Source organism: Streptomyces sp. NPDC004327 (genome assembly GCF_042873935.1).
Lineage (GTDB): Bacteria > Actinomycetota > Actinomycetes > Streptomycetales > Streptomycetaceae > Streptomyces.
Window position 1 is genome coordinate 925,301 of record NZ_JBIAME010000001.1, and the last position, 20,236, is coordinate 945,536.

The following is a 20,236-nucleotide window of genomic DNA, read 5'->3' on the forward strand; positions in this document are numbered from 1 at the left end:
CGGACGCCGCGCGGGCCCTTCGGGACGGACGGTCAGGCGGGGAGCCCGACCGCGCGCTCCCGGTTGCGGCGTTGCTGGATCACGACGGCGGCGACCAGGAGCGCGCCCTGTGCGACGTTCTGCCAGAAGGTGTTGATGCCCTGGACGGTGAGGCCGTTCTGCAGCGCGCCGAGCAGCGCCACGGCGAGCAGGGTGCCGCCGATGGTGCCCTTGCCGCCCTTGAGGGCGCAGCCGCCGAGGGCCGCGGCGGTGATGGCCTGGAGTTCCAGGCCCTCGCTGCCGGAGACGGGCTGGCCGGAGCCGGTGCGGGCGGTGAGCAGGACGCCCGCGAGGGCGGCGATCGTGCCGGAGAGGGCGTAGGCGGCGATGAGGTACTTGTTCAGGTTGATGCCGGCGAGCCGGGCGGCGGTGTCGTTGCCGCCGATCGCGTAGATGTTGCGGCCGATGTCCGTGTAGGTGAGCAGGACGTGCACGGCGGCGGCGGTGAGGACGAGCAGCCAGACCATGGTCGGCAGGCCCGCGATCTTCCCGCGGCTGAGGAAGACGAAGACCGGGTCGCCCAGCACGTAGCCCTGGGCTCGGCCGTCGGAGACGAGCTGGGCGACGCCCTTGTAGGCGGCCAGCCCAGCGAGCGTGGCGATGGTCGGGTTGACCCGGCCGTAGATGATCACGATGCCGTTGATCAGCCCGATGGCGGCCCCGATGGCGAGCGCGGCCCCGATGCCGAGGAAGGGGCTGCTGCCGGTCGAGGTGAAGACCATGGCGCTGGTGACGGAGGCGAGCCCGGCCTGGGAACCGACGGAGATGTCGAGCCCGCCGCAGATGATGACCACGGTCTGGACGACGGCGAGCAGGCCCGAGATGGTGGCGGCTTCGGCGATGACCTGGATGTTGTCCCAGCTCACGAAGTTCGCGTCGAGCGTGCCGAAGAGGGCGACGACGGCGACGAGGGCGCCGATCAGGCTGAGCTGCTGCCCGCCGATCGCGGTGAGCAGTCCGCGCGCGCCGCGCGGGCCGTGCTGACCGCCGGGCCGGTCGTCCCCGGGACGGTCGTCCGGCAGCTGGGCGCTGGGGGAGGTGGTGGCGGTCATCGCTCGTCCTTGGAGATGCTCGGCCCGGTCGGTGCGGGGGCGGGGGCGGTGATGCCGGCTGCGAGGTCGTCGGCCATGGCGAGGGCCAGGACGGCCTCCTCGGTGGCCTGGTCGCGGGTGAGTTCGCCGGTCGTGCGGCCGTTCTGCATCACCACGATGCGGTCGGCGAGACCGAGGACCTCGGGCAGTTCGGAGGAGACGACCAGGACGGCCGTGCCCTCGCGGGCGAGGTCGGCGATGATCTGGTAGATCTCGGCCTTGGCGCCGATGTCCACGCCGCGGGTCGGCTCGTCCAGGACCAGCAGGTCGGGCCTGCGGGCGAGCCAGCGGGCGAGGACCACCTTCTGCTGGTTGCCACCGGACAGCGTGCGGACCTGCGCCTCCACGGAGGGCGCGCGGACCCGCAGCCGGTCCGCGTACCGCTGGGCGAGCTCCTTCTCCCTGCGCTGTCTGACGAACCGCCAGCGGCGCAGCCGGCCCAGGCTGACCAGCGAGGTGTTGTCGCGGATGGAGCGCTGCAGGAACAGGGCCTGCGCCTTGCGTTCCTCGGGGGCCAGGCCGATGCCGGCCGTGATGGCGTCCCGGGGGCCGCGCAGCCGGAGCACCCGGCCGCCCAGCGCGACGGTGCCGGAGCGGACGGGTGCGTCGCCGGCCAGGGCGAGCGCGAGTTCGGAGCGCCCGGCGCCGATCAGGCCGGCGAGGACGACGACCTCTCCGGCGTGGACGGTGAGGCTGATGTCGCTGACGTCGTCGGTGGTGAGGTTCCGCACGTCCAGGACGACCCGGTCGGTGGCGACCTGCCGGCGTGCGAAGAGGGAGGAGAGGTCACGGCCGACCATGAGCCGCACGAGCGCGCTCTCGTCCGTGGCCGCGGCCCGGACCACTCCGGCGACCATGCCGTCGCGCAGCACCGCGATGCCGTCGGCGAGCCGGAAGATCTCCTTCAGCCGGTGCGAGACGTAGATGACGGCGATGCCCTCGTCGCGCAGCCTCCCGATCAGCGCGAACAGGGCCTTGACCTCGTGCTCGGAGAGGGACGAGGTCGGCTCGTCGAAGGCGATCGCGCGCGGCGGGACGGCACCGTTCAGGGCCCGCAGGATCTCGACCAGCTGCCGCTGGGCGGCGGTGAGTTCGGAGCCGAGCAGATCGGGGTCGAGGACCTTGTCGAAGCCCAGCCGGTGCAGGTCGGCGGTGATCCGGCGGCGGAGTTCGGCGCGGTCCAGGCGGCGCGGCCCGGTGCGGGGCAGCGAGCCGGCGTAGACGTTCTCGGCGACCGAGACGTGCGGGATGATCTCGGGTTCCTGCGGGACGATCCGGATCCCGGCGCGCCGGGCGTCCTGTGGCGCGTGCAGGTCGAGGGCCTCGCCGTCCAGCAGGACGCGGCCCGCGGTGGGGCGGTGGTCGCCGGTGAGGATCCGCAGCAGGGTGGACTTGCCGGCGCCGTTCTCGCCCATCAGGGCGGTGACCTCGCCGGGCGGGAAGGTGAGGGTGACGTCGCTCAGCGCCCGGACGGTGCCGAAGCTCTTGGAGACGCCTTCGGCGCTGAGGCCGGGCGAGGCGCCGGGCACAGTGCCCGGCAGAGTGCTCGGCGGTGGTGTGGAGTGGGGTTCACAAACGCTCATCGGGGCCTCGTCGACGGCACGGAGGTTCGGTCTTCGGGAAGGCGCGGCCCGGTGGGAGGCGCGGCCGAGGGCGGGCACGGCCCGGTGCGGCGGAGCGGAGCGGGTCCGCCGCACCGGTGGCCCGACGCGGTGTCAGCTGCAGGACACGCCGGCGGCACGCCAGGTGGCGGCGTCGACCATCCTGGTGGGGGCGAACGCCTCCTTCGGGAAGTCCTTGCCGTTCCTGAGCTTGTCGAACATGGTCCGCACCGCGAGCGCGCCGACGTCCTTGCCGTTGATGAACAGCGCGGCCTTCATGCCGGAGGGCTTGCCGGACGTCCAGTCCTTGCACGCCAGGTAGGCGCCGAGGCCGACGCCGTCGATGTCGGCCGGGCCGACCCCGGCGTTCTGCAGGGCGGTGACGGCACCCTGGACGTTCTCGTCGTTGCAGCCCCAGGCCACCCAGTGCTTGACGCCCGGGTTGGCGGTGAGGGTGGCGGCGGTCTTGTCCTGGGCGCCGGTCGGGGTGTTGTCGGTGGCGACGTCGATGACCCGGACGCCCGGTACGGCCTGGTCGAAGGCGTCCTTCGCGGCCTTCACGCGGTCACCGCAGACGGTGACGTCCTGCTTCCACGCGGAGATGATCCGGGTGTCCGCCGCCTTCCAGCCGGCCTTCTTGAACTCCTCCGCGGCACGCCGGCCGACCTCCTGGCCCATCTGCTTGCCGGAGAAGCCGATCCGCGGCACCAGGTCGTCCGCGGCGCACTGCGCCGGGGAGGGGCCGCTCGCGCAGACCTGGTCGTCCGAGGTGAGCAGCGCGGTCTTGGCGTCCCGGGCCGTCTGGACCACCTGCGGGCCCACGGCCGGGTCCGGCACCACGATGATCAGTCCGTTGCTCTTCTGCGCGATGGCGGACTGCACCTCGCCGACCGTCTTGTTGGCGTCGTTGCCGAGGTTGACGACCTTCAGGTCGACGCCCAGCTCGGCCGCCTTGGCCTGCGCTCCCGCGGCCTCGTCCACGAAGTACTGCTGATCCCCCTGCTTCTGCAGGTACGTGATCGAGATCCTGCCGGACGTCTTCGCCACCGGGGCGTCGCCGCCAGAGGACGTCTGTCCGGAGGAACACGCGGTCAGGCCGAGGAGGGTGACGAGGCCCAGCGCGGCGGTCCGGGCCGCGCGGTGACGGACGGCGAGGTGCATGGTCGGCGCTCCTGGGGTGAGGGGTCGCTTGACGAGAAGCACACAAGTAATCAAAAAGCATCGCAATCGCACGCGGTGAGGTAAAAGGAAACGCTGACTTCATGTCCGCGTCAATACCATCTCCCCAACCGGCGAGTGGCGAAGCCCTCCCGGTGCTCAGGCCCAGACCCGCCCCTGCCCGCGCGCCCGGCTTTGCTGGAGACGAATCACGGGCGGGTCGGCGCCATCTCCGCTGGCGGCGGCAACTTCCAGCTGCCGGCCCGGAGCCGGGTGGATCCGGCTCGTTCGGGGGTACGGCCGGATCAGACCCCGGGGGCGGGCGTCACGGCGATTCCGTGGCGCCCCAGGAGCGCCGCCGTGACCCCGTCGCCCGTGACCAGACCGCCGCCGAACGTGCCGTCGTACACCTGGCCCCGGCCGCACGAAGGGCTCCGGGGCATCAGTACCGCCTCGCCGCAGCCCGCCTCGCGGGCCGCGGCGAGCGCACGCCGGGCGCCGTCGACGAACGCGGCCGTCACGTCCGTGCCCTCGTCGTCCACCACCCGGGCCGTGCCGTCCAGGACCTCGTGCCCGTCACCGCCGACCAGCTCGGCGGGCCGCCGCGGAGTGTCCAGCCCGCCCGCCTGCTCCGGGCAGAACGGCACCGCCGTCCGCCCGGCGAGCAGCGCGTCCAGTGCCGGCGAGGGCTTGGCCCGCCCGTCGTAACGGCACGGAATCCCGCGCAGACAGGCACTGACCAGGACGGACGCGGGGCGGGCGGGTTCCATGGAGCCCACCCTAGGGGACGTCCCCAGGCCCTCGGGACCCCGAGGCCCTGGGGACGTCCCCGGGCCCTCGGGACGGTCCCCGCCCGCTCAGGCCTTCCCGGCGCGCAGCGACGCCGTGTGGGCGCGGACCTGGTCCGGGGTGAGATAGGCGTCCGTGTACTCGAAGTCCTTCAGCGTGCCGGACTTCGAGGCGAGGAAGCCCGTGCGGACGAAGTCGTCGCCGGCCACCGCGTTGAGCAGCCAGTTCGTCATCACCCGGGTCTTCGCCACGTTCGTGCGCAGCGCCGACCAGTGGTAGCCGCGGGCCACCGCCTGCGCCGGCATGCCGTGCAGTTCGACACCCAGCGGCTTGGAGACGCCGTCGAGCCCGCCGAGGTCCACCACCAGGCCCAGGTCCTTGTGGTGGTACGGATAGGTCCGCTCGCCCCGCAGCAACGCGACCAGGTTGTCCGCGAGCGCCTTGCCCTGGCGCATCGCGTGCTGGGCGGTCGGCGGGCAGATCGCGCCCTCCTGGCGCTTCGCCAGGTCCGGCACGGCGGCCGCGTCGCCCATCGCGTACACGCCGTCGAGTCCCGGCACCTTCATGTCCGGGTCGACCATGAGCCGGCCGCGGACGGTTTCCGCGCCGAGCGTCCCGATCAGCGGGCTCGCCGCGACGCCCGCCGTCCAGATGAGCGTGCGGCAGGGGAGCACCCGGCCGTCGGTGAGCGTCACGTTCTCGTCGTCGACGGACGCCACCGATACCCCGAGCGAGACCTCGATGCCGCGCCGCCGCAGGATGTCGAGGGCGGCCCCGCCCAGCTTGGGCCCGAGCTCGGGCATCAGGGTGGGCGCGATGTCGACGAGGTGCCATCTGATGAGCGCCGGGTCGAGCCGCGGATAGCGCTTGACCGCGTTGCGGGTGAGCAGCTGCAGACAGGCCGCCGTCTCGGTCCCCGCGTAACCGCCGCCCACCACCACGAACTGCAGCCGCGCCGCCCGCTCGGCCTCGTCCTCGCTGGCGTCGGCCAGGTCGAGCTGGGCGATCACGTGGTCGCGGATGTACGCCGCCTCGGCGAGCGTCTTCATGCCGCGCGCGTGCTCGGCGAGGCCGGGGATGTCGAAGGTACGGGTGACGCTGCCGGGGGCCAGGACCAGATGGTCGTACGGCTCCGTCGTCAGCTGCCCGGTGATCGTGCGCACCACGCACACCTTGGCGTCGGTGTCGACGCCCACCGCGCCGCCGGGAATGATCCGGGTCCGGTGCCGCTCGCTGCGCCGCAGCGACAGGGCCACGGACTGCGGGGTGAGCACGCCGGAGGCGACCTGCGGCAGCAGGGGGAGATAGAGCTGGTACGAGAAGGGCGACAGCAGGGAGATCGCCGCCTCCTGCCGGGTCAGCCGGCGTTCGAGGCGCCGTACGCACCCGACCCCGGCGAAGCCGGCGCCCACCACGAGGATTCTCGGTCGAGCCACGGGTAAGACCGCCTTTCCACGCCTTGTCCACCCTCACTGATCGAACCCATCATCCGAAAAGCATTGATATCCGGCAAAAGGACAAGAGGCTGGGGGAAGGGTGTGCACGTCTCACGCACACCGGTCGCCGACACCCCGGGGCCGGGTTACGTTCGCCGGGACCCCGCTCGCGCACGACGAGGTCGCGGGCGACGAGTGACGAGCGACGTGCGAGGTACGACGTACGAGGTGCGGCGTACGAGGTGCGGCGAGCGACGTGAGACGTACGACGAGCGACGAAGGACGGCAACGCGCATGACCACGTACAAGGTCGGCTATTTCGTCGGCAGCCTGTCGGCCAAGTCCATCAACCGGATCCTGTCCAGGGCCCTGATCAGGGTCGCGCCGGAAGGCCTGGAGTTCCGGGAGATCTCCATCAAGGACCTGCCGCTCTACAACCACGACTTCGACGCCGACTACCCGCCCGAGGGCAGGGCGCTCAAGGAGGCGATCGCCGCCGCCGACGCGGTCCTGTTCGTCACCCCGGAGTACAACCGCTCCATCCCGGGCGGGCTCAAGAACGCCATCGACTGGGCGAGCCGGCCGTGGGGCACCAACTCCTTCACCCACAAGCCTTCGGCGGTGATCGGCGCCTCGCCCGGCAAGATCGGCACCGCGGTGGCCCAGCAGAGCCTCCGCTCCGTTCTGAGCTTCTGCAACTCCCCGCAGATGAACGCCCCGGAGGCGTACATCCAGTTCACCCCGGGGCTCTTCGGCGAGGACGGCGAGGTCACCGACCCCACCACCCAGCAGTTCCTCGCCGATTTCATGGCGGACTTCAAGACCTTCATCGAGCGGGTCCTGACGGTCCTGCCGCAGCGCTGAGCCGGCCGCGGGACCCGCCAGGACCCGTCCGTCAGGACCCGTCCGGCAGGTCCCGCCAGGTCCGTCCGCCAGTACCCGCCAGGATCCGCCCGCCAGGACCCGCCGGGCTCAGCCGGAGACGCTGGGCGCGCCCGTCTCGATGTGACCGGTGTAGCGGCGCGACCAGGTGCCGTCGATGTCGGCCAGGATCGTGAAGTCGTACCAGCCGTCGGTGTAGGCGACCGCGTTGAAGTAGTCCTCGCGGGACGACTTCGCCGGCACGGTGTACGTCCAGGGGCCGTCCGAGCGGTAGCCGTCGGAGCGGATGGTGAAGGTGACCGCGGTGGAGGCGTTGTTGGTCATCTTGAACCTGATCGCCGTCTTCCCGGTGCCCGCCTCCGTCGCGTACCGCGCCGCGACCTCGATGTCCTTGCCCGCCTTGGAGGCGTCGCCGATGAAGCGGCGCAGGAAGCGGTTGGGGCCCATCATCGAGATGTCGTACTTGCCGGAGCCCGAGCCGAAGCCGATGTTGAAGTAGTCGGTGGCGGTGGTGCCCGGGTCGACCGTGTACTGCCAGGCGGCGGTGTCCCGGTACTGGTGCGGGTGGATCGAGAAGTGCGCGGTGCGGCGCGCCTCGGTGCCCTGGTTGGTCATGGAGAACCAGGCGAGGATCTTGCCGGCGGCGCCGAACTCGAAGCGGTCCAGATTTCCGTTGACCTGGTACGGCACGGCGCGTGCCGGCCGGGTGCCCGCCTCCTGTGCCGGCAGGGCGTTGTCCTGCGGGGCCGGGTTGGGCAGCGGGCCGCAGGTGGCCTGGCCGATGACCTTGGCGGTGGACGGCAGGTTCGCCGGGACGCCGTAGACCGGACGGGTGAAGTCGAAGACCCCGGTCAGGTCGCCGCTCACCCGGCGGCGCCAGTCGCTGATGTTGGGGCAGGTGGCGGGGGTGCCGAGGGCGGCCGTCCAGGCCTCCATGAAGCGCAGCACGGAGGTGTGGTCGAAGACCTCGGAGCTGACCCAGCCGCCCCGGGTCCACGGGGACATGACAATCATCGGGACCCGGAAACCCAGGCCGATCGGCACGCCGTCGATGTACTCGCCCGGCGTCCCCGGCGGGGCGACCGGCGGCGGCACGTGGTCGAAGAAACCGTCGTTCTCGTCGTAGTTGAGGAAGAGGACCGTCGAGTCGAAGACCTCGGGGTTCGCCGCGAGCGCCCGGTACACCAGGTCGACGAAGTGGGCGCCGTCGCCCGGCGGGGCGTACGGGTGCTCCGAGAACGCCTCGCTCGCCACCACCCACGACACCTGCGGCAGCGTGCCCGCCACGACGTCGGCGCGGATCGCGGCCGCGATGTCGTCCGGGGTCGAGCCGGTCACCTTGGGCACCGAGCCCATGCCCCGGTCGTACAGCGGGTCGCCCGGCTTGGCGTCGGTGAACTTCTTGAAGTACGCGAGGCCGTTGTCGCCGTAGTTGTCCTGGGCGTTCTGGTACACCTTCCAGCTCACCCCGGCCCGCTGCAGCGCCTCCGCGTACGTCTCCCAGGTCAGCCCGGACTCCTCGCCGCCGTCCTTGCTGGTGGAGTCGACCTTGCCGCTCCACAGGAAGGTGCGGTTGGGGCCGGTCGCGCTGAGCGTCGAGCAGAAGTAGGCGTCGCAGATCGTGTAGTTGTCCGCGAGGGCGTAGTGGAAGGGTATGTCGCCGCGGTCCAGGTTCCCGAGCGTGCGGACGTTGCCGACGCCGGTGACCCAGTTGTCCATCCGCCCCTTGTTCCAGGCGGCGTGCTGCGAGGTCCAGCTGTGCGGCAGGTCGCCGTTGCACTGCGCGAGCGTCTCGCCGTCCACGCCGCCCGCCGGCGGGGTGGAGCTCAGCTTCCACGGGTATTGGCGGCCGCCCCAGTTGGGCTGGTTGAAGGTGCCCCAGCCGCCCGGGATGTTGCCCGCGGCCCGGTCGCCGAAGCCCCGCACACCGCGCAGCCGGCCGAAGTAGTGGTCGAAGCTCCGGTTCTCCTGCATCAGGATCACCACGTGCTTGACGTCCGTGATCGCCCCGGTGGCCGCCGCCGCGGCCGCCGACGTCGCCACGCCCGCCTCCCCGGCCGCCTGCGCCGCCCCGGCGGGCAGCGCCGCGCCTGCGACGAGCCCCGCCCCGATCCCTACGAAGCCTCTGCGGCTGATGGGAATCATGCCCCGCCTCTCCAGTCCCGGTGTGCCCGGGTGGCACGCCGAGGACAGGATGAGGGAACGAGGCGCAAAGGTATACAGTCGTGCAGTAATCGATTGGTGAACATGCGGAGGACGGTGAGGTGTGGGGGTGGGGGCGGAGGCGAATTGGTTCAGCGGCGAACCAATAGTGCTCCGGCATGGGCGGCCTCGGACGTTGTCGGTGGCATGGTCCACCATGGTCGACATGACGGGACACGAGGGGCATCGGGCGGACGACCGAACCGAAGCAGGTCCGGGCGTGAGCGACGACCCGTATCTGTGGCTGGAGGAGGTCGAGGGCGAGCGCGCCCTCGACTGGGTGCGGGAGCGCAACGCCGAGACGGAGGCGGAGCTCGCCGGCGGGGAGGAGTTCGCGGGGCTCGTCGCCGGGCTGCGGGAAGTGCTCGACGCGCCGGACCGGATTCCGTACACCCGGCGCCGCGGCGAGCACCTCTACAACTTCTGGCAGGGCGCCGGGCACACCCGGGGCGTGTGGCGCCGCACGACGCTGGAGGAGTACCGCACCGACGAGCCCGCCTGGGACGTGCTGCTCGATCTCGACGCGCTGGCCGACGCCGAGGGCGAGGACTGGACGTGGGCGGGGGCGCAGGTGCTGCGCCCGGCGTTCCGGCGGGGGCTGGTCAGCCTCGCGCGCGGTGGCGGCGACGCCGTCGTGGTGCGCGAGTACGACCTGGTGGAGCGGGCCTTCGTCGAGGACGGATTCCGGCTGCCCGAGGCCAAGACCGACATCGGCTGGATCGACGAGGACCACGTCTTCGTCGGCACCGACCAGGGGCCCGGCTCCCTGACCGCCTCCGGCTACCCCCGCACCGTCCGCCGCTGGCGCCGCGGCACCCCGCTGGAGCGGGCCGAGCTCGTCCACGAGGGCGCCGAGTCCGACCTCGCCGTCTCCGCCTGGCACGACCCGACCGAGGGCTACGAGCGCGACTTCGTCGCCCGCTACCGGGACTTCTGGCACCACGAGACCCACCTGATCACCGAGGACGGCGAGCTGCGCCGCATCGACGTCCCCGACGACGCCGACAGCTCCGTGTACCGCGACTGGCTCCTCGTCACCCCCAAGGCGCCCTGGCTCGGCCGGCCCGCCGGCTCGCTGCTCGCCTTCCGCTTCGAGGCCTTCCTCGCCGGCCGGCGCGAGCCCGAGGTCCTCTTCACGCCCGACGAGCGCACCGCCCTGGCGGGCCACTCGTGGACCCGCAACCACCTCGTCGTCGAGACCCTCCAGGACGTCGCCAGCCGGATGCACGTCCTCACCCCGCCCGCGGGACCGGGCGACTGGAAGCGCCAGGAGCTGGCCGACATCCTGCCGCTGGCCTCCGCCGCCCTCACCGACACCGACCCCGACACCGGCGACGAGTACTTCCTCTCCGTCACCGGCCACCTCATCCCGCCCTCCCTGCACCGCGGCGAGATCGGCGGCCCCGGCGAGCGGATCAAGCAGGCCCCCGAGCGCTTCGACGCCACCGGCCTCGACGCCCGGCAGTACTTCGCCACCTCCGCCGACGGCACCCGCGTCCCGTACACCGTCGTCGGCCGCCACGGCGCGCTCCCCGGCCCCACCCTGCTCACCGGCTACGGCGGCTTCGAGGTCTCCCTCACCCCCTCGTACGACAGCGTGCGCGGCCGGGCCTGGCTCGCCCGCGGCGGTACGTACGTGGTGGCCGGCATCCGCGGCGGCGGCGAGTACGGCCCCCGGTGGCACCGCAGCGCCCTCAAGGCCGACCGGCCGCGCGCCTACGAGGACTTCGAGGCCGTCGCCCGCGACCTGGTCGCGCGCGGCATCACCACTCCCGACCGGCTCGGCATCACCGGCGGCAGCAACGGCGGCCTGCTGATGGGCGCGATGCTGGTCCGCAGCCCCGAGCTGTTCGGCGCGATCGTCGGCCACGTCCCGCTGCTCGACATGCTCCGCTTCCACACGCTGCTCGCCGGCGCCAGCTGGACCGCCGAGTACGGGGACCCCGACGACCCGGCCGACCGGCCGCACCTGGCCGCGCTCTCCCCCTACCACCACCTGGAGGCCGGCCGCCCCTACCCGCCCGTGCTGCTGACCACCTCGACCCGCGACGACCGCGTCCACCCCGGCCACGCCCGCAAGGCCGCCGCCCGGCTGCGCGAGCTGGGCCACCGGGTGCTGCTGCACGAGACGCTGTCGGGCGGTCATGCCGGGGCCAGCGACCACGAACAGACCGCCTACAACAGCGCCCTGGAACACACCTTCCTGTGGCGGACCCTCACGGCCTGACCGTGGGGGCGGAGGGACGGCGGCCTCAGACCAGGGCGCCGTCCCGGGCGACCACCCGGCCCGCCCGCACCACCAGCTCGCGGCGCGGCACGTCGACCACGGCCTGCGGCACGCACTCGCCGTCGACGAGCATGAAGTCCGCGGGAGCACCCGGCCGCAGGTCCGCCCGCTCGAGGCCGAGCAGCTCCGCGCCGCCGTGCGCGGCGAGGTCGAAGCAGGCCGTCAGCTCCTCGTCGAGCCGCGCGTCCAGGGCCCAGCCGGCCAGCCAGGCCCGGTGCAGCATGTCGGCGTTGCCGAACGGGCTCCAGTTGTCCCGCACCCCGTCCGAGCCGAGCCCGACCCGCACACCGCGCTCGGCGAGCCGCCGGAACGGCAGGACCGTCACCTCGGACAGCGCGACCGTCGTCAGCGCCACCCCGGCGTCCGCCAGCAGGTCCGCCGTCTCGTCCAGCTCCTTGCCGGAGAGCTGCGCGACGGCGAAGGCGTGGGCGACGCTCACCTTGCCGCCGAGGCCCAGCGCCCTGGCGCGGGCGGCGATGTCCCGCAGCGGCACGAGGCCCCTCTCGCCCCGGTCGTGCAGATGGAGGTCGATCCCGAGGCCGTGCCGCTCGGCCAGCGCGAACACGATGTCCAGCTGGTCGCCGTCCACGGCCCCCGGCCCGCCCGTCGCGTCGAACCCGGCCGGGTCGATCCCGCCCACGTGCGTGATCAGCCCGCTCGCCGCGGCCTCCTCCAGGAGTTCCACCACGCCCGGGATCCGCAGGACGCCGTGCTGCGGGAACGCGACCAGCTCCACGTCCACGATCCCGCGCAGCCGCTCCCGCGCCCCGGCGATCCCTTCCAGTCCGGCGAGCCCGAACGCGGGCGCCACGTCCGCGTGCGCCCGCATCGCCCGGGTGCCCTGCGCGGCCGCGTGCGCCATCAGCCGGTACGCGCGCTCGCCCACCGGCGTGGGCAGCGCCCGGGCCAGCTCCACGTCCCCCGCCACGTAGTCGGCGATGCCCCGCGCGGCCTTCCGGCTCCGCCAGGACTCGCCCCACGCCGTCTTGTCCGGGTGGATGTGCGCGTCGACCAGCGTCGGCAGCGCCATCCGTCCGCCGCCGTCGACGACCTCGGCCACGGCGCCGTCCGGCATCGAGTCCACCAGGACCCCGTCGACGGCGACGAGGTCCACGGCCGGCCCGCCGAACGGGCGGACGTCGCGGAACACGGTGACGGAAGGGCCGGGGGAGGGCTGGGATGCCACGGGGTCTCCTGTGGGTCGCGGGACGGGAAGCAGCGGACGCCGGCGTGCACTCGGCCCGGTGCGGAGCGGGCCGTGCGGCCCCCGCACGGCTTGGTATACAAAACGGCGACGCCTGCTTGGTATACCACGCAAGCGGGCGAACGTCCCCTGTCCCTCGGTCCGTCCCGCCCGCTCAGTCCTCCCGGCGGGCCAGCAGATACGCGCGCCGCGTCGCGGCCTCATGGGGGTAGGGCGCCCGCTCCAGCTCCGCCTCGATCCGGAAACCGGCCTCCCGCAGCGCGCCGGCGACGGCGTCCGGCCGCAGGTGATGGAAGTCGACGTCCACCGCGTGCCCCCACCACTCGGTCAGGTTCCTCACCTCGGTGCCGATGTGGAAGGCGACCAGGAGCGGGGCGCCGGGGCGCAGCACCCGGCGGAACTCGGCGAGCGCGGGGGAGAGTTCGCCGGGGTCGAGATGGATCAGGGAGTAGAGCGCGACGGCCGCGTCGAATTCCGCGTCGCCGGCCGGCAGTCGCAGCAGGTCGCCCTCGCGGAACTCGGCCTGCGGATGCCGGTCACGGCCGATCGCGACCATGGCGGGGGAGAGGTCCACCCCGACCACGCGCCGCTGCCGCCCGGCCAGCCAGGCGGCGATGTGCCCGGGCCCGCAGCCCAGATCGGCGATCACCGCCCCGTCGGCGGTCTCCTCGACGAGCGCGCCGAGCAGCGCCCGGTCGAGGGGCTTGCCGGCGAGCTCGTCGCCGATGCGGGCGCGGTACTCCTCCGCGACGGTGTCGTAGCTGCGCCGTACGCGCGCGTGCCCGTCGCCCGCGGGATCCGGCGCCGGTCCCGCCCCGGTCCCGCCCGCCTGGCCGTCCGTACCCGTCATGCCCACGGCCCCCCGGTCGTGTCGTCGCCGTGGTGGCGCGGTGCCGGCCGCGCCGGTCCGGTCACTGCAGCGGGTGCATCGGCTGCATCGGCGCCATCGGCTGCATGGACGGCATCGGCTGCATCGAGGGCGCCATCGGCGCCAGCTGCGCACCGGTCGGCGCCACCTGGGCGCCCGCCGGAGCACCGGTGGGCGCGAGCCCGGCCGGCGGCATCTGGATCACACGGCTGAGGTCACGCAGCACCTCCTCGGCGGTCCGACGGACCTCGCCGGGAACGTCCCCCTGCTCGCGTATGAGCTCGGCGTAGATGGGGGCGGTGGTGTCCGCGTAGTTCATGGGCTCGCTTCCTCGGCTTCCGCAAAGTCTTCTCGGGCGGCGAGTCTACGGGGCCGGACGCCCGCCCACCGGCGCGGCCCCGGATCCCGCGCCTGCGGCATCGGACCCGCCCGCGGCCGGCCACCCGTGCCACCGGTCGGCCCGCCCCGCTCGGCAGGCCGCTAAATCGCTGGTCAGGTCCCCGGCAGCACAGAAGAATGGGCCCGAACGAACCACGGGAGGGGAACCCATGAGCCAGGCGTACCCGACGCACCTGACTCTCGACGCGCTGCTGCCGCGCGACCAGCTGGCCGCCGCCGTCGACGCCGGGCATGTGACCCGCAAGGCACATCCCGAGCTGCCGCTGTCGATCTACACGTACACCAGGGCCTGCCAGTACGAGGGCGTCTGGAACCAGGTCACCACCCGCTGCCGCGGCCTCGTCGCCGACGACCGCACGGGCCGGATCGTCGCCCTGCCGCTGCCCAAGTTCTTCAACGTCTCCGAGCACCGCGCCGGCCGCGCCTACGCGCCCGCCCTGCCCGAGGAGCCGTTCGAGGTGTACGAGAAGGTCGACGGCAGCCTCGGCGTGGTCTTCCACTACGAGGGCCGCTGGCACGTCGCCTCCAAGGGCTCGTTCATCAGCGCCCAGGCCACCTGGGCGCAGCGCCGCCTCGACGCCGCCGACACCGCGAGGCTCGCACCCGGTGTGACGTACCTCGCCGAGATCGTCTACCCGCAGAACCGGATCGTCGTCGACTACGGCGAGCGCCGCGACCTCGTGCTGCTCGCCGCGTTCGGCCCCGACGGCACGGAGGTGCCGCTCGCCGAGGCCGCCGCCGACTGGCAGGGCATCGGCTCGGTCGTCACCGTGCACCCGGCCATGCCGCTCGACGAGCTGCTCAAGCTCACCGACACCAGCACGCTGCCCGACGGCAGCCCGGCCACGGGCACCGACGCCGAGGGCTTCGTGCTGCGCTTCGCCTCCGGCGTCCGCGCCAAGGCGAAGATCGCCGAGTACGTGCGGCTCCACAAGGTCGTCACCGGCGTCACCGAGCGCGACATCTGGCGGAGCCACGGCATCCAGCGCTTCGCCGGCACCTCCGCCAGGATCCTGGCGCAGGGCCTCGGCCTTTCCATGGCCGAGCTCGGCGGCATCCGCTCCGAGGGCGGGCGCCCGCTCGACGCCCTGCTGGAGCAGGTGCCCGACGAGTTCGACGCCTGGGTGCGCTCCGTGATCGCCCGCCTGGAGGAGGAGTTCGCCGCCCGCGAGCGCGCCATCGACGAGGCGTACGCGACGGTGACCCACCTCGCCGGCGACCGGGGCGCCTTCGCCCGTGCCGTCCGCGCGCTGCCCGACCGGGACGTGCGCTCCGCCCTGTTCATGCGCCTCGACGGGCGTCCCACCGACCTTCTGGTCTGGCGCTCGCTGCGCCCCGAGACCGCCGATCCCTTCACCACCGACGAGGAGAACTGACCGTGCCCGTGGTCCACGTCATGACCGGACTGCCCGCCTCCGGGAAGACCACCGCCGCCCGCGCCCTGCAGGAGCAGGCCGAGGGCCGGATGCGCCGCGTCAACCTCGACGACCTGCGCACCATGCTCGACCTGCCCGGCGACGGCCGCCGCTCGCACGTCCACGAGCAGACCGTGCTCGGCATCCAGGACACGGCGGTCCGCGCCGCCGTCGACGACGGCTTCGACGTCGTCGTCGACAACACCCACCTCACCCCGCACATCCCGAAGCGCCTCAAGGCCGCCGTCGCCGGCCGCGAGGCCACCTTCGTCGTACACGACTTCACCCATGTGCCCGTCGAGGAGTGCCTGCGCCGCGACGCCGCACGCGCCCGCCCGGTCGGCGAGGAGATCATCCGCATCCTCGCCGACAAGCACGCCAAGGCCACCCGCGGCGGCTGGCGGCTCACCGACGACTGGCTCAACGACCGACCCGCCGTCACCCCGTACGTCGCCGACCCCGCCCTGCCGTCCGCCGTCCTCTGCGACATCGACGGCACCCTCGCGCTGCGCGGCGACCGCGGCCCGTACGACTTCGGCCGCTGCGACCTCGACCTGCTCAACGTGCCGGTCCGCGACGCCCTGCGCGCCTTCCAGGGCTCCCACCGCGACAGGATCGTGCTGCTCTCCGGCCGCAGCGAGGACCACCGCGAGCTGACCGAGACGTGGCTCGCGCGCCACGAGGTCCCGTACGACGAGCTGTGGATGCGCCCCTCCGGCGACGGCCGCTCCGACGACCTGGTCAAGGCCGAGCTGTTCGACACCCATGTGCGGCACCGCTACGCGGTCCGCGTCTCGCTCGACGACCGGGACCGGGTGGTCGCGGTGTGGCGCCGGATGGGCCTGCCGACCTGGCAGGTCAACTACGGCAACTTCTGAGCACCGGGACGTGTCCCGTGCGCCGGGCGGCCTCGGTCCCGGGGCGGAGGCCGCTCTGCGACCGGGGGCGGATGCCGGGCGCCGCGGCGGCGTCCTAGGGTAGGTCGGTGGTCCCACCACGCGGGTTCCGCCACGCACGGCTCGCGACCGCACGACCGAGGAGATGTATCCGCGCATGATCCGCCGCACCGACGAGGTCGAAGACCTCATGCACCGCTTCCCGCACGTCCCCAAGGAGGCGGTGATCAAGGAGGATCTGCTGCGCGGCGGCATCGCGTTCGACGACTCGGCGCTCACCGACTCGGGTGACGAGGCGTCGGGCGAGGTCAAGCCCAAGTCGTACTTCATCTTCTCCTTCGACCACCGCACCCTGCCCGAGCTGGGGCAGGCCGCACTGCGCCGGCCGCCGGAGGAGATCGTGCTCACCGGCGGCCCGTACGAGCTGCGCCGCACCGTGGTCTCCGTCCGGGTGAACCCCGCCTCGCCGTACCGGGTCGCCGCGGGCGACGACGGGATGCTCGGGCTGTACCTGGACGGCCGCCGGATCGCCGACGTCGGTCTGCCGCCGATGCCCGAGTACTACCGGCACACGCTCGCCAACGGGAAGTCCGTGATGGAGGTGGCCCCCACCATCCAGTGGGGCTATCTCATCTATCTGACGGTCTTCCGGGTGTGCCAGTACTTCGGCGCCAAGGAGGAGTGCCAGTACTGCGACATCAACCACAACTGGCGCCAGCACAAGGCCGCCGGACGCCCCTACACCGGCGTGAAGCCGGTCGAGGAGGTCCTGGAGGCGCTCGCGATCATCGACAAGTACGACACGACCGGCTCCTCCACCGCGTACACCCTCACCGGAGGGGCCGTCACCTCGCACATCGGCGGCAAGGACGAGGCCGACTTCTACGGCCAGTACGCCGAGGCCATCGAGGAGCGCTTCCCCGGCCGCTGGATCGGCAAGGTCGTCGCCCAGGCGCTGCCCAAGGCGGACGTGCAGCGCTTCAAGGACTACGGCATCCAGATCTACCACCCCAACTACGAGGTGTGGGACAAGCGCCTGTTCGAGCTGTACTGCCCGGGCAAGGAGCGTTACGTGGGCCGCGACGAGTGGCACCGCCGCATCCTCGACTCCGCGGAGGTCTTCGGCCCGCGCAACGTCATCCCCAACTTCGTGGCGGGCGTGGAGATGGCCGAGCCCTTCGGCTTCACGACGGTCGACGAGGCCATCGCCTCGACGACGGAGGGCCTGGAGTACTTCATGTCCCGGGGCATCACGCCCCGCTTCACCACCTGGTGCCCCGAGCCCACCACCCCGCTCGGCAAGGCCAACCCGGCGGGCGCGCCGCTGGAGTACCACATCCGGCTTCTCGAGGCGTACCGCGCGACCATGGAGTCCCACGGCCTCAGCTCACCGCCCGGCTACGGCCCGGCGGGCCCCGGCCGCGCGGTCTTCTCGGTGTCGTCCTTCATGGACAGCCTCCCGGCGGTCGACTGACCGTCAGGACCGCGGCCGTGGCCCGTCGCGGAAGGAGCGTCACGAGGATGCGTACGCTGCTGGTCGAAGCGGTCCGCACGCTGGTCCCGGCGAAAGGGGACCGGCACGGGCCGCTGCCGCCGGTCCTGCTGGCGCTGACGGTCGTGACGGGGCTCGTGGACGCGGTGAGTTTCCTCGGGCTCGGGCAGGTCTTCGTCGCCAACATGACCGGCAACGTGGTGTTCCTGGGCTTCGCCCTCGCCGGCGGTTCGGGCCTGTCCGCGACCGCCTCCGCCGCCTCGCTCGCGGCCTTCCTCGCGGGCGCGGCGGTCGGCGGGCGCTTCGGGCTGCGGTTCGGATTCCGGTTCGGGGCGCACCGCGGCCGGCTGCTCGCCTCGGCCATGGCCGTACAGGCGGTGCTGGTGGCGGTGGCGCTCGGCATCGCGGGCGCGGTGCGGGACGCGGCGCAGGGCGGGGCGCACGCGCGGGTGGGCACGGGCGCCCAGTACACGCTGATCGTGCTCCTCGCCCTCGCCATGGGACTGCAGAACGCGGTGGCCCGGCGCCTCGGCGTGCCGAACCTCGTCACGACCGTGCTCACCATGACGCTGACCGGGATCGCCGCGGACGCCGGCGCGGGCGGCCGGCGGATCCTCAACGTCCTGGCGATGTTCCTCGGCGCCCTGGTGGGGGCGCTGCTCCTGAAGGCCGGGATGCCCGTGGCACTGGGCGTGGCGCTGACCCTCCTCGTCGCGGGCGCGGCGGTCCTGTGGCGGGTGTCCGGGCCGGACGTGCGCTGGGCCGCCGCGCCCTAGGAACCGGAGGGGCTCAGCGGGTGGCGGCCTGCTCGCGCACCGGGTGCTTGCTGAGGATGGAGACCCGGTTGAACGCGTTGATGGTGATGGCGACCCAGAGCACCGCCGAGAGCTCGTCCTCGTCCAGGACCGCGCGGGCGGCGGTGTAGGCCCGCTCCTGGGCGAGGGCGTCCGCCGGGTGGGTGGTGGCCTCCGCCAGGGCCAGGGCCGCGCGCTCGCGCGGGGTGAAGAGCTCGGTGTCCCGCCACGCGGCGAGGACACCGAGGCGCCGGGTGGTCTCGCCGGCCCGCAGCGCGGCCCTGGTGTGCACGTCGAGGCAGGAGGCGCAGCCGTTGAGCTGCGACACGCGCAGGTTGACCAGTTCCACCAGGATCCGGTCGAGTCCGGCCTCGGCGGCCGTCGTGCGGACCGTCTCGGCGGTCCTGACCAGCGCCTGGTACGCCGCCGGACTCTGCTTGTCGAGATGGATCCGCCCGGTCGCCGGGGTCAGTGCCGTGTCGTCGCTCACCTGTCGCTCCTTCGGTCGCCTTGGTGTCTATCATCCTCCATGATTGTTGAAAGTAAAACTAGATGCCGCCAGATGCCGCTCGGAGCTACCGCTTCCGGCCGTGGCGCACGTCCAGGCAGAGCGCCCAGACGTCGGAGTAGCTGCCCGGGGACGGTGAACCACCGCTGTGGGTGGCCGCCGTCCAGTACGACGGGTCGGCGTCCCCGTCGCCGGCCGGGGCACCGGCCGCGTCGCTCGGGAAGCTGCCGTTGAGGTGGGGGCCGCCCGAGGTCGCCTTGCTGAAGTCGGTCGTGGTCACGTCGCCGCCGCTGATGGCCGCGCCACCGCTGACCAGCTGTCCGTCCTCGCGGGAGCAGCCGGCCGTCGCCGTCCGGCCCGTGGAGGCCGTGTTCGGGCCGCTGGCCTCGGTGAAGCGGACCGTCGTGGCGACGTGGTCGAGGTCGATGCCGGCCGCGCCGCAGATCGCGTAGGCGTAGGTCATGTTGTCCGCGCCGCGACCGCCGCCGATCCCGCCGACGGCCGTCCAGGAATCCGGGTCGCGCTCGCCGTCGCCGGCCGCGATCGAGCCGAAGTGGTGCGCGGCATCGGCGAAGGTGGGGAAGCTCGCGATCGGCTTCAGGCTGCCGACGTCGGCCGGGGTGGTGCGGGCGCCGCCGCCGATCAGGACGGTGCCGGCCGGACAGGTCGCCGTCACGAGCTTGGACGACAGCCCGCTGGTCGGCCCGGACACCTTGTTCATCACCACCTGGGTGTGCCTGATCAGGTTGCTGCGCAGGCAGATCGCGTACGGCGTGGTGGAGAAGGCGTCGCTGCTGCGGCTGCCGCTTCCGCCGAACGCCATCCAGTGCGTGGCGTCGCCGCCCACGATCCCGGGCGTGTCGGTGTACTCGGTGGCGCCGTCGGCGCTCGGCACCATGCCCATCACATGGTTGCCGTTGGACATCTCGTCGTCGCCGATGGCCTGGTCGGCGCCGCCACCCGAGACCAGGCCGCCGGTGCAGTCGGCGTGCGAGGAGACCCCGGTGAAGGGGGTCGCGGGGCCCGCGGTGGCCCCGGGGGTGACGACGGTGACGTCGGCGGTCTTGGCGTACGCGGCGCCCGGCACCGCGACGGTCAGCAGGCCGGCCAGGACCAGTGCCCTGGCCGTGGCGGAACTCCGCCGGGGGTGCGTACTCATCGGATTCTCCCTGTTG

General features: G+C 72.9%; 17 protein-coding genes. 6 read left to right on the plus strand and 11 right to left on the minus strand.

Annotated features, from left to right (window positions below; genetic code table 11):
• Positions 1-32 precede the first annotated feature (32 nt).
• The 5 genes from ACFYU9_RS03985 to ACFYU9_RS04005 form a co-directional block, all read right to left on the minus strand.
• Positions 33-1,091: an ABC transporter permease gene (locus ACFYU9_RS03985; protein WP_389342113.1), complete on the minus strand. Its 1,059-nt coding sequence runs from the start codon at positions 1,089-1,091 to the stop codon at positions 33-35.
• The gene (locus tag ACFYU9_RS03990; protein ID WP_389342116.1) at positions 1,088-2,659 is read right to left on the minus strand and encodes a sugar ABC transporter ATP-binding protein; all 1,572 of its coding nucleotides are present in this window, start codon (positions 2,657-2,659) and stop codon (positions 1,088-1,090) included. The genes ACFYU9_RS03985 and ACFYU9_RS03990 overlap by 4 nt, the downstream gene beginning before the upstream one ends.
• Before the next feature lie 186 nt (positions 2,660-2,845).
• The gene (locus ACFYU9_RS03995; RefSeq protein ID WP_389214983.1) at positions 2,846-3,892 is read right to left on the minus strand and encodes a substrate-binding domain-containing protein; all 1,047 of its coding nucleotides are present in this window, start codon (positions 3,890-3,892) and stop codon (positions 2,846-2,848) included.
• A gap of 302 nt (positions 3,893-4,194) precedes the next feature.
• Positions 4,195-4,659, minus strand: a complete 465-nt coding sequence (locus tag ACFYU9_RS04000) for a DUF523 domain-containing protein (RefSeq protein ID WP_389342119.1) — start codon at positions 4,657-4,659, stop codon at positions 4,195-4,197.
• An 87-nt stretch (positions 4,660-4,746) separates the two neighbouring features.
• Positions 4,747-6,114 (minus strand): NAD(P)/FAD-dependent oxidoreductase, encoded by a 1,368-nt coding sequence (locus tag ACFYU9_RS04005; RefSeq protein ID WP_389214978.1) that lies wholly within the window; start codon positions 6,112-6,114, stop codon positions 4,747-4,749.
• A gap of 294 nt (positions 6,115-6,408) precedes the next feature.
• Here ACFYU9_RS04005 and ACFYU9_RS04010 point away from each other — a divergent pair, with 294 nt between their 5' ends.
• Positions 6,409-6,978 carry an NADPH-dependent FMN reductase gene (locus tag ACFYU9_RS04010; RefSeq protein WP_389214975.1) on the plus strand — a complete coding sequence of 190 codons (570 nt, stop codon included), beginning with the start codon at positions 6,409-6,411 and terminating at the stop codon, positions 6,976-6,978.
• A 108-nt stretch (positions 6,979-7,086) separates the two neighbouring features.
• Here ACFYU9_RS04010 and ACFYU9_RS04015 read toward each other — a convergent pair whose 3' ends face one another.
• On the minus strand, positions 7,087-9,141 hold the full coding sequence (locus ACFYU9_RS04015) for a phosphocholine-specific phospholipase C (RefSeq protein ID WP_389342121.1): 2,055 nt from the start codon (positions 9,139-9,141) through the stop codon (positions 7,087-7,089).
• 277 nt (positions 9,142-9,418) lie between these two features.
• Here ACFYU9_RS04015 and ACFYU9_RS04020 point away from each other — a divergent pair, with 277 nt between their 5' ends.
• Complete coding sequence (locus ACFYU9_RS04020) at positions 9,419-11,425, plus strand: prolyl oligopeptidase family protein (protein WP_389342123.1); 2,007 nt, start codon at positions 9,419-9,421, stop codon at positions 11,423-11,425.
• A gap of 25 nt (positions 11,426-11,450) precedes the next feature.
• Here the strand turns inward: ACFYU9_RS04020 and ACFYU9_RS04025 are convergent, their stop codons facing one another.
• The 3 genes from ACFYU9_RS04025 to ACFYU9_RS04035 form a co-directional block, all read right to left on the minus strand.
• Positions 11,451-12,758: an amidohydrolase gene (locus ACFYU9_RS04025; RefSeq protein WP_389342126.1), complete on the minus strand. Its 1,308-nt coding sequence runs from the start codon at positions 12,756-12,758 to the stop codon at positions 11,451-11,453.
• A gap of 85 nt (positions 12,759-12,843) precedes the next feature.
• Positions 12,844-13,539, minus strand: coding sequence for a class I SAM-dependent methyltransferase (locus ACFYU9_RS04030; protein WP_389342129.1), 696 nt, complete (start codon positions 13,537-13,539; stop codon positions 12,844-12,846).
• Positions 13,540-13,600: 61 nt separating this feature from the next.
• On the minus strand, positions 13,601-13,876 hold the full coding sequence (locus ACFYU9_RS04035; RefSeq protein ID WP_389214960.1) for a hypothetical protein: 276 nt from the start codon (positions 13,874-13,876) through the stop codon (positions 13,601-13,603).
• Positions 13,877-14,105: 229 nt separating this feature from the next.
• Here ACFYU9_RS04035 and ACFYU9_RS04040 point away from each other — a divergent pair, with 229 nt between their 5' ends.
• The 4 genes from ACFYU9_RS04040 to ACFYU9_RS04055 all read left to right on the plus strand — a co-directional run bounded on the left by ACFYU9_RS04040 (position 14,106) and on the right by ACFYU9_RS04055 (position 18,535).
• Entirely contained in the window at positions 14,106-15,332 is a 1,227-nt protein-coding gene (locus ACFYU9_RS04040) for a T4 RnlA family RNA ligase (RefSeq protein ID WP_389342132.1), read from the plus strand.
• 2 nt (positions 15,333-15,334) lie between these two features.
• Positions 15,335-16,249, plus strand: coding sequence for an AAA family ATPase (locus ACFYU9_RS04045; protein WP_389214955.1), 915 nt, complete (start codon positions 15,335-15,337; stop codon positions 16,247-16,249).
• A 175-nt stretch (positions 16,250-16,424) separates the two neighbouring features.
• On the plus strand, positions 16,425-17,741 hold the full coding sequence (locus ACFYU9_RS04050) for a radical SAM protein (RefSeq protein ID WP_389214952.1): 1,317 nt from the start codon (positions 16,425-16,427) through the stop codon (positions 17,739-17,741).
• Positions 17,742-17,788: 47 nt separating this feature from the next.
• Entirely contained in the window at positions 17,789-18,535 is a 747-nt protein-coding gene (locus ACFYU9_RS04055; protein ID WP_389342135.1) for a YoaK family protein, read from the plus strand.
• Positions 18,536-18,548: 13 nt separating this feature from the next.
• On the opposite strand, the gene ACFYU9_RS04060 is transcribed toward ACFYU9_RS04055, so the two are convergent.
• Positions 18,549-19,043 carry a carboxymuconolactone decarboxylase family protein gene (locus ACFYU9_RS04060; RefSeq protein WP_389342138.1) on the minus strand — a complete coding sequence of 165 codons (495 nt, stop codon included), beginning with the start codon at positions 19,041-19,043 and terminating at the stop codon, positions 18,549-18,551.
• 85 nt (positions 19,044-19,128) lie between these two features.
• Positions 19,129-20,220 carry a hypothetical protein gene (locus ACFYU9_RS04065; RefSeq protein ID WP_389342141.1) on the minus strand — a complete coding sequence of 364 codons (1,092 nt, stop codon included), beginning with the start codon at positions 20,218-20,220 and terminating at the stop codon, positions 19,129-19,131.
• Positions 20,221-20,236: the final 16 nt, after the last annotated feature.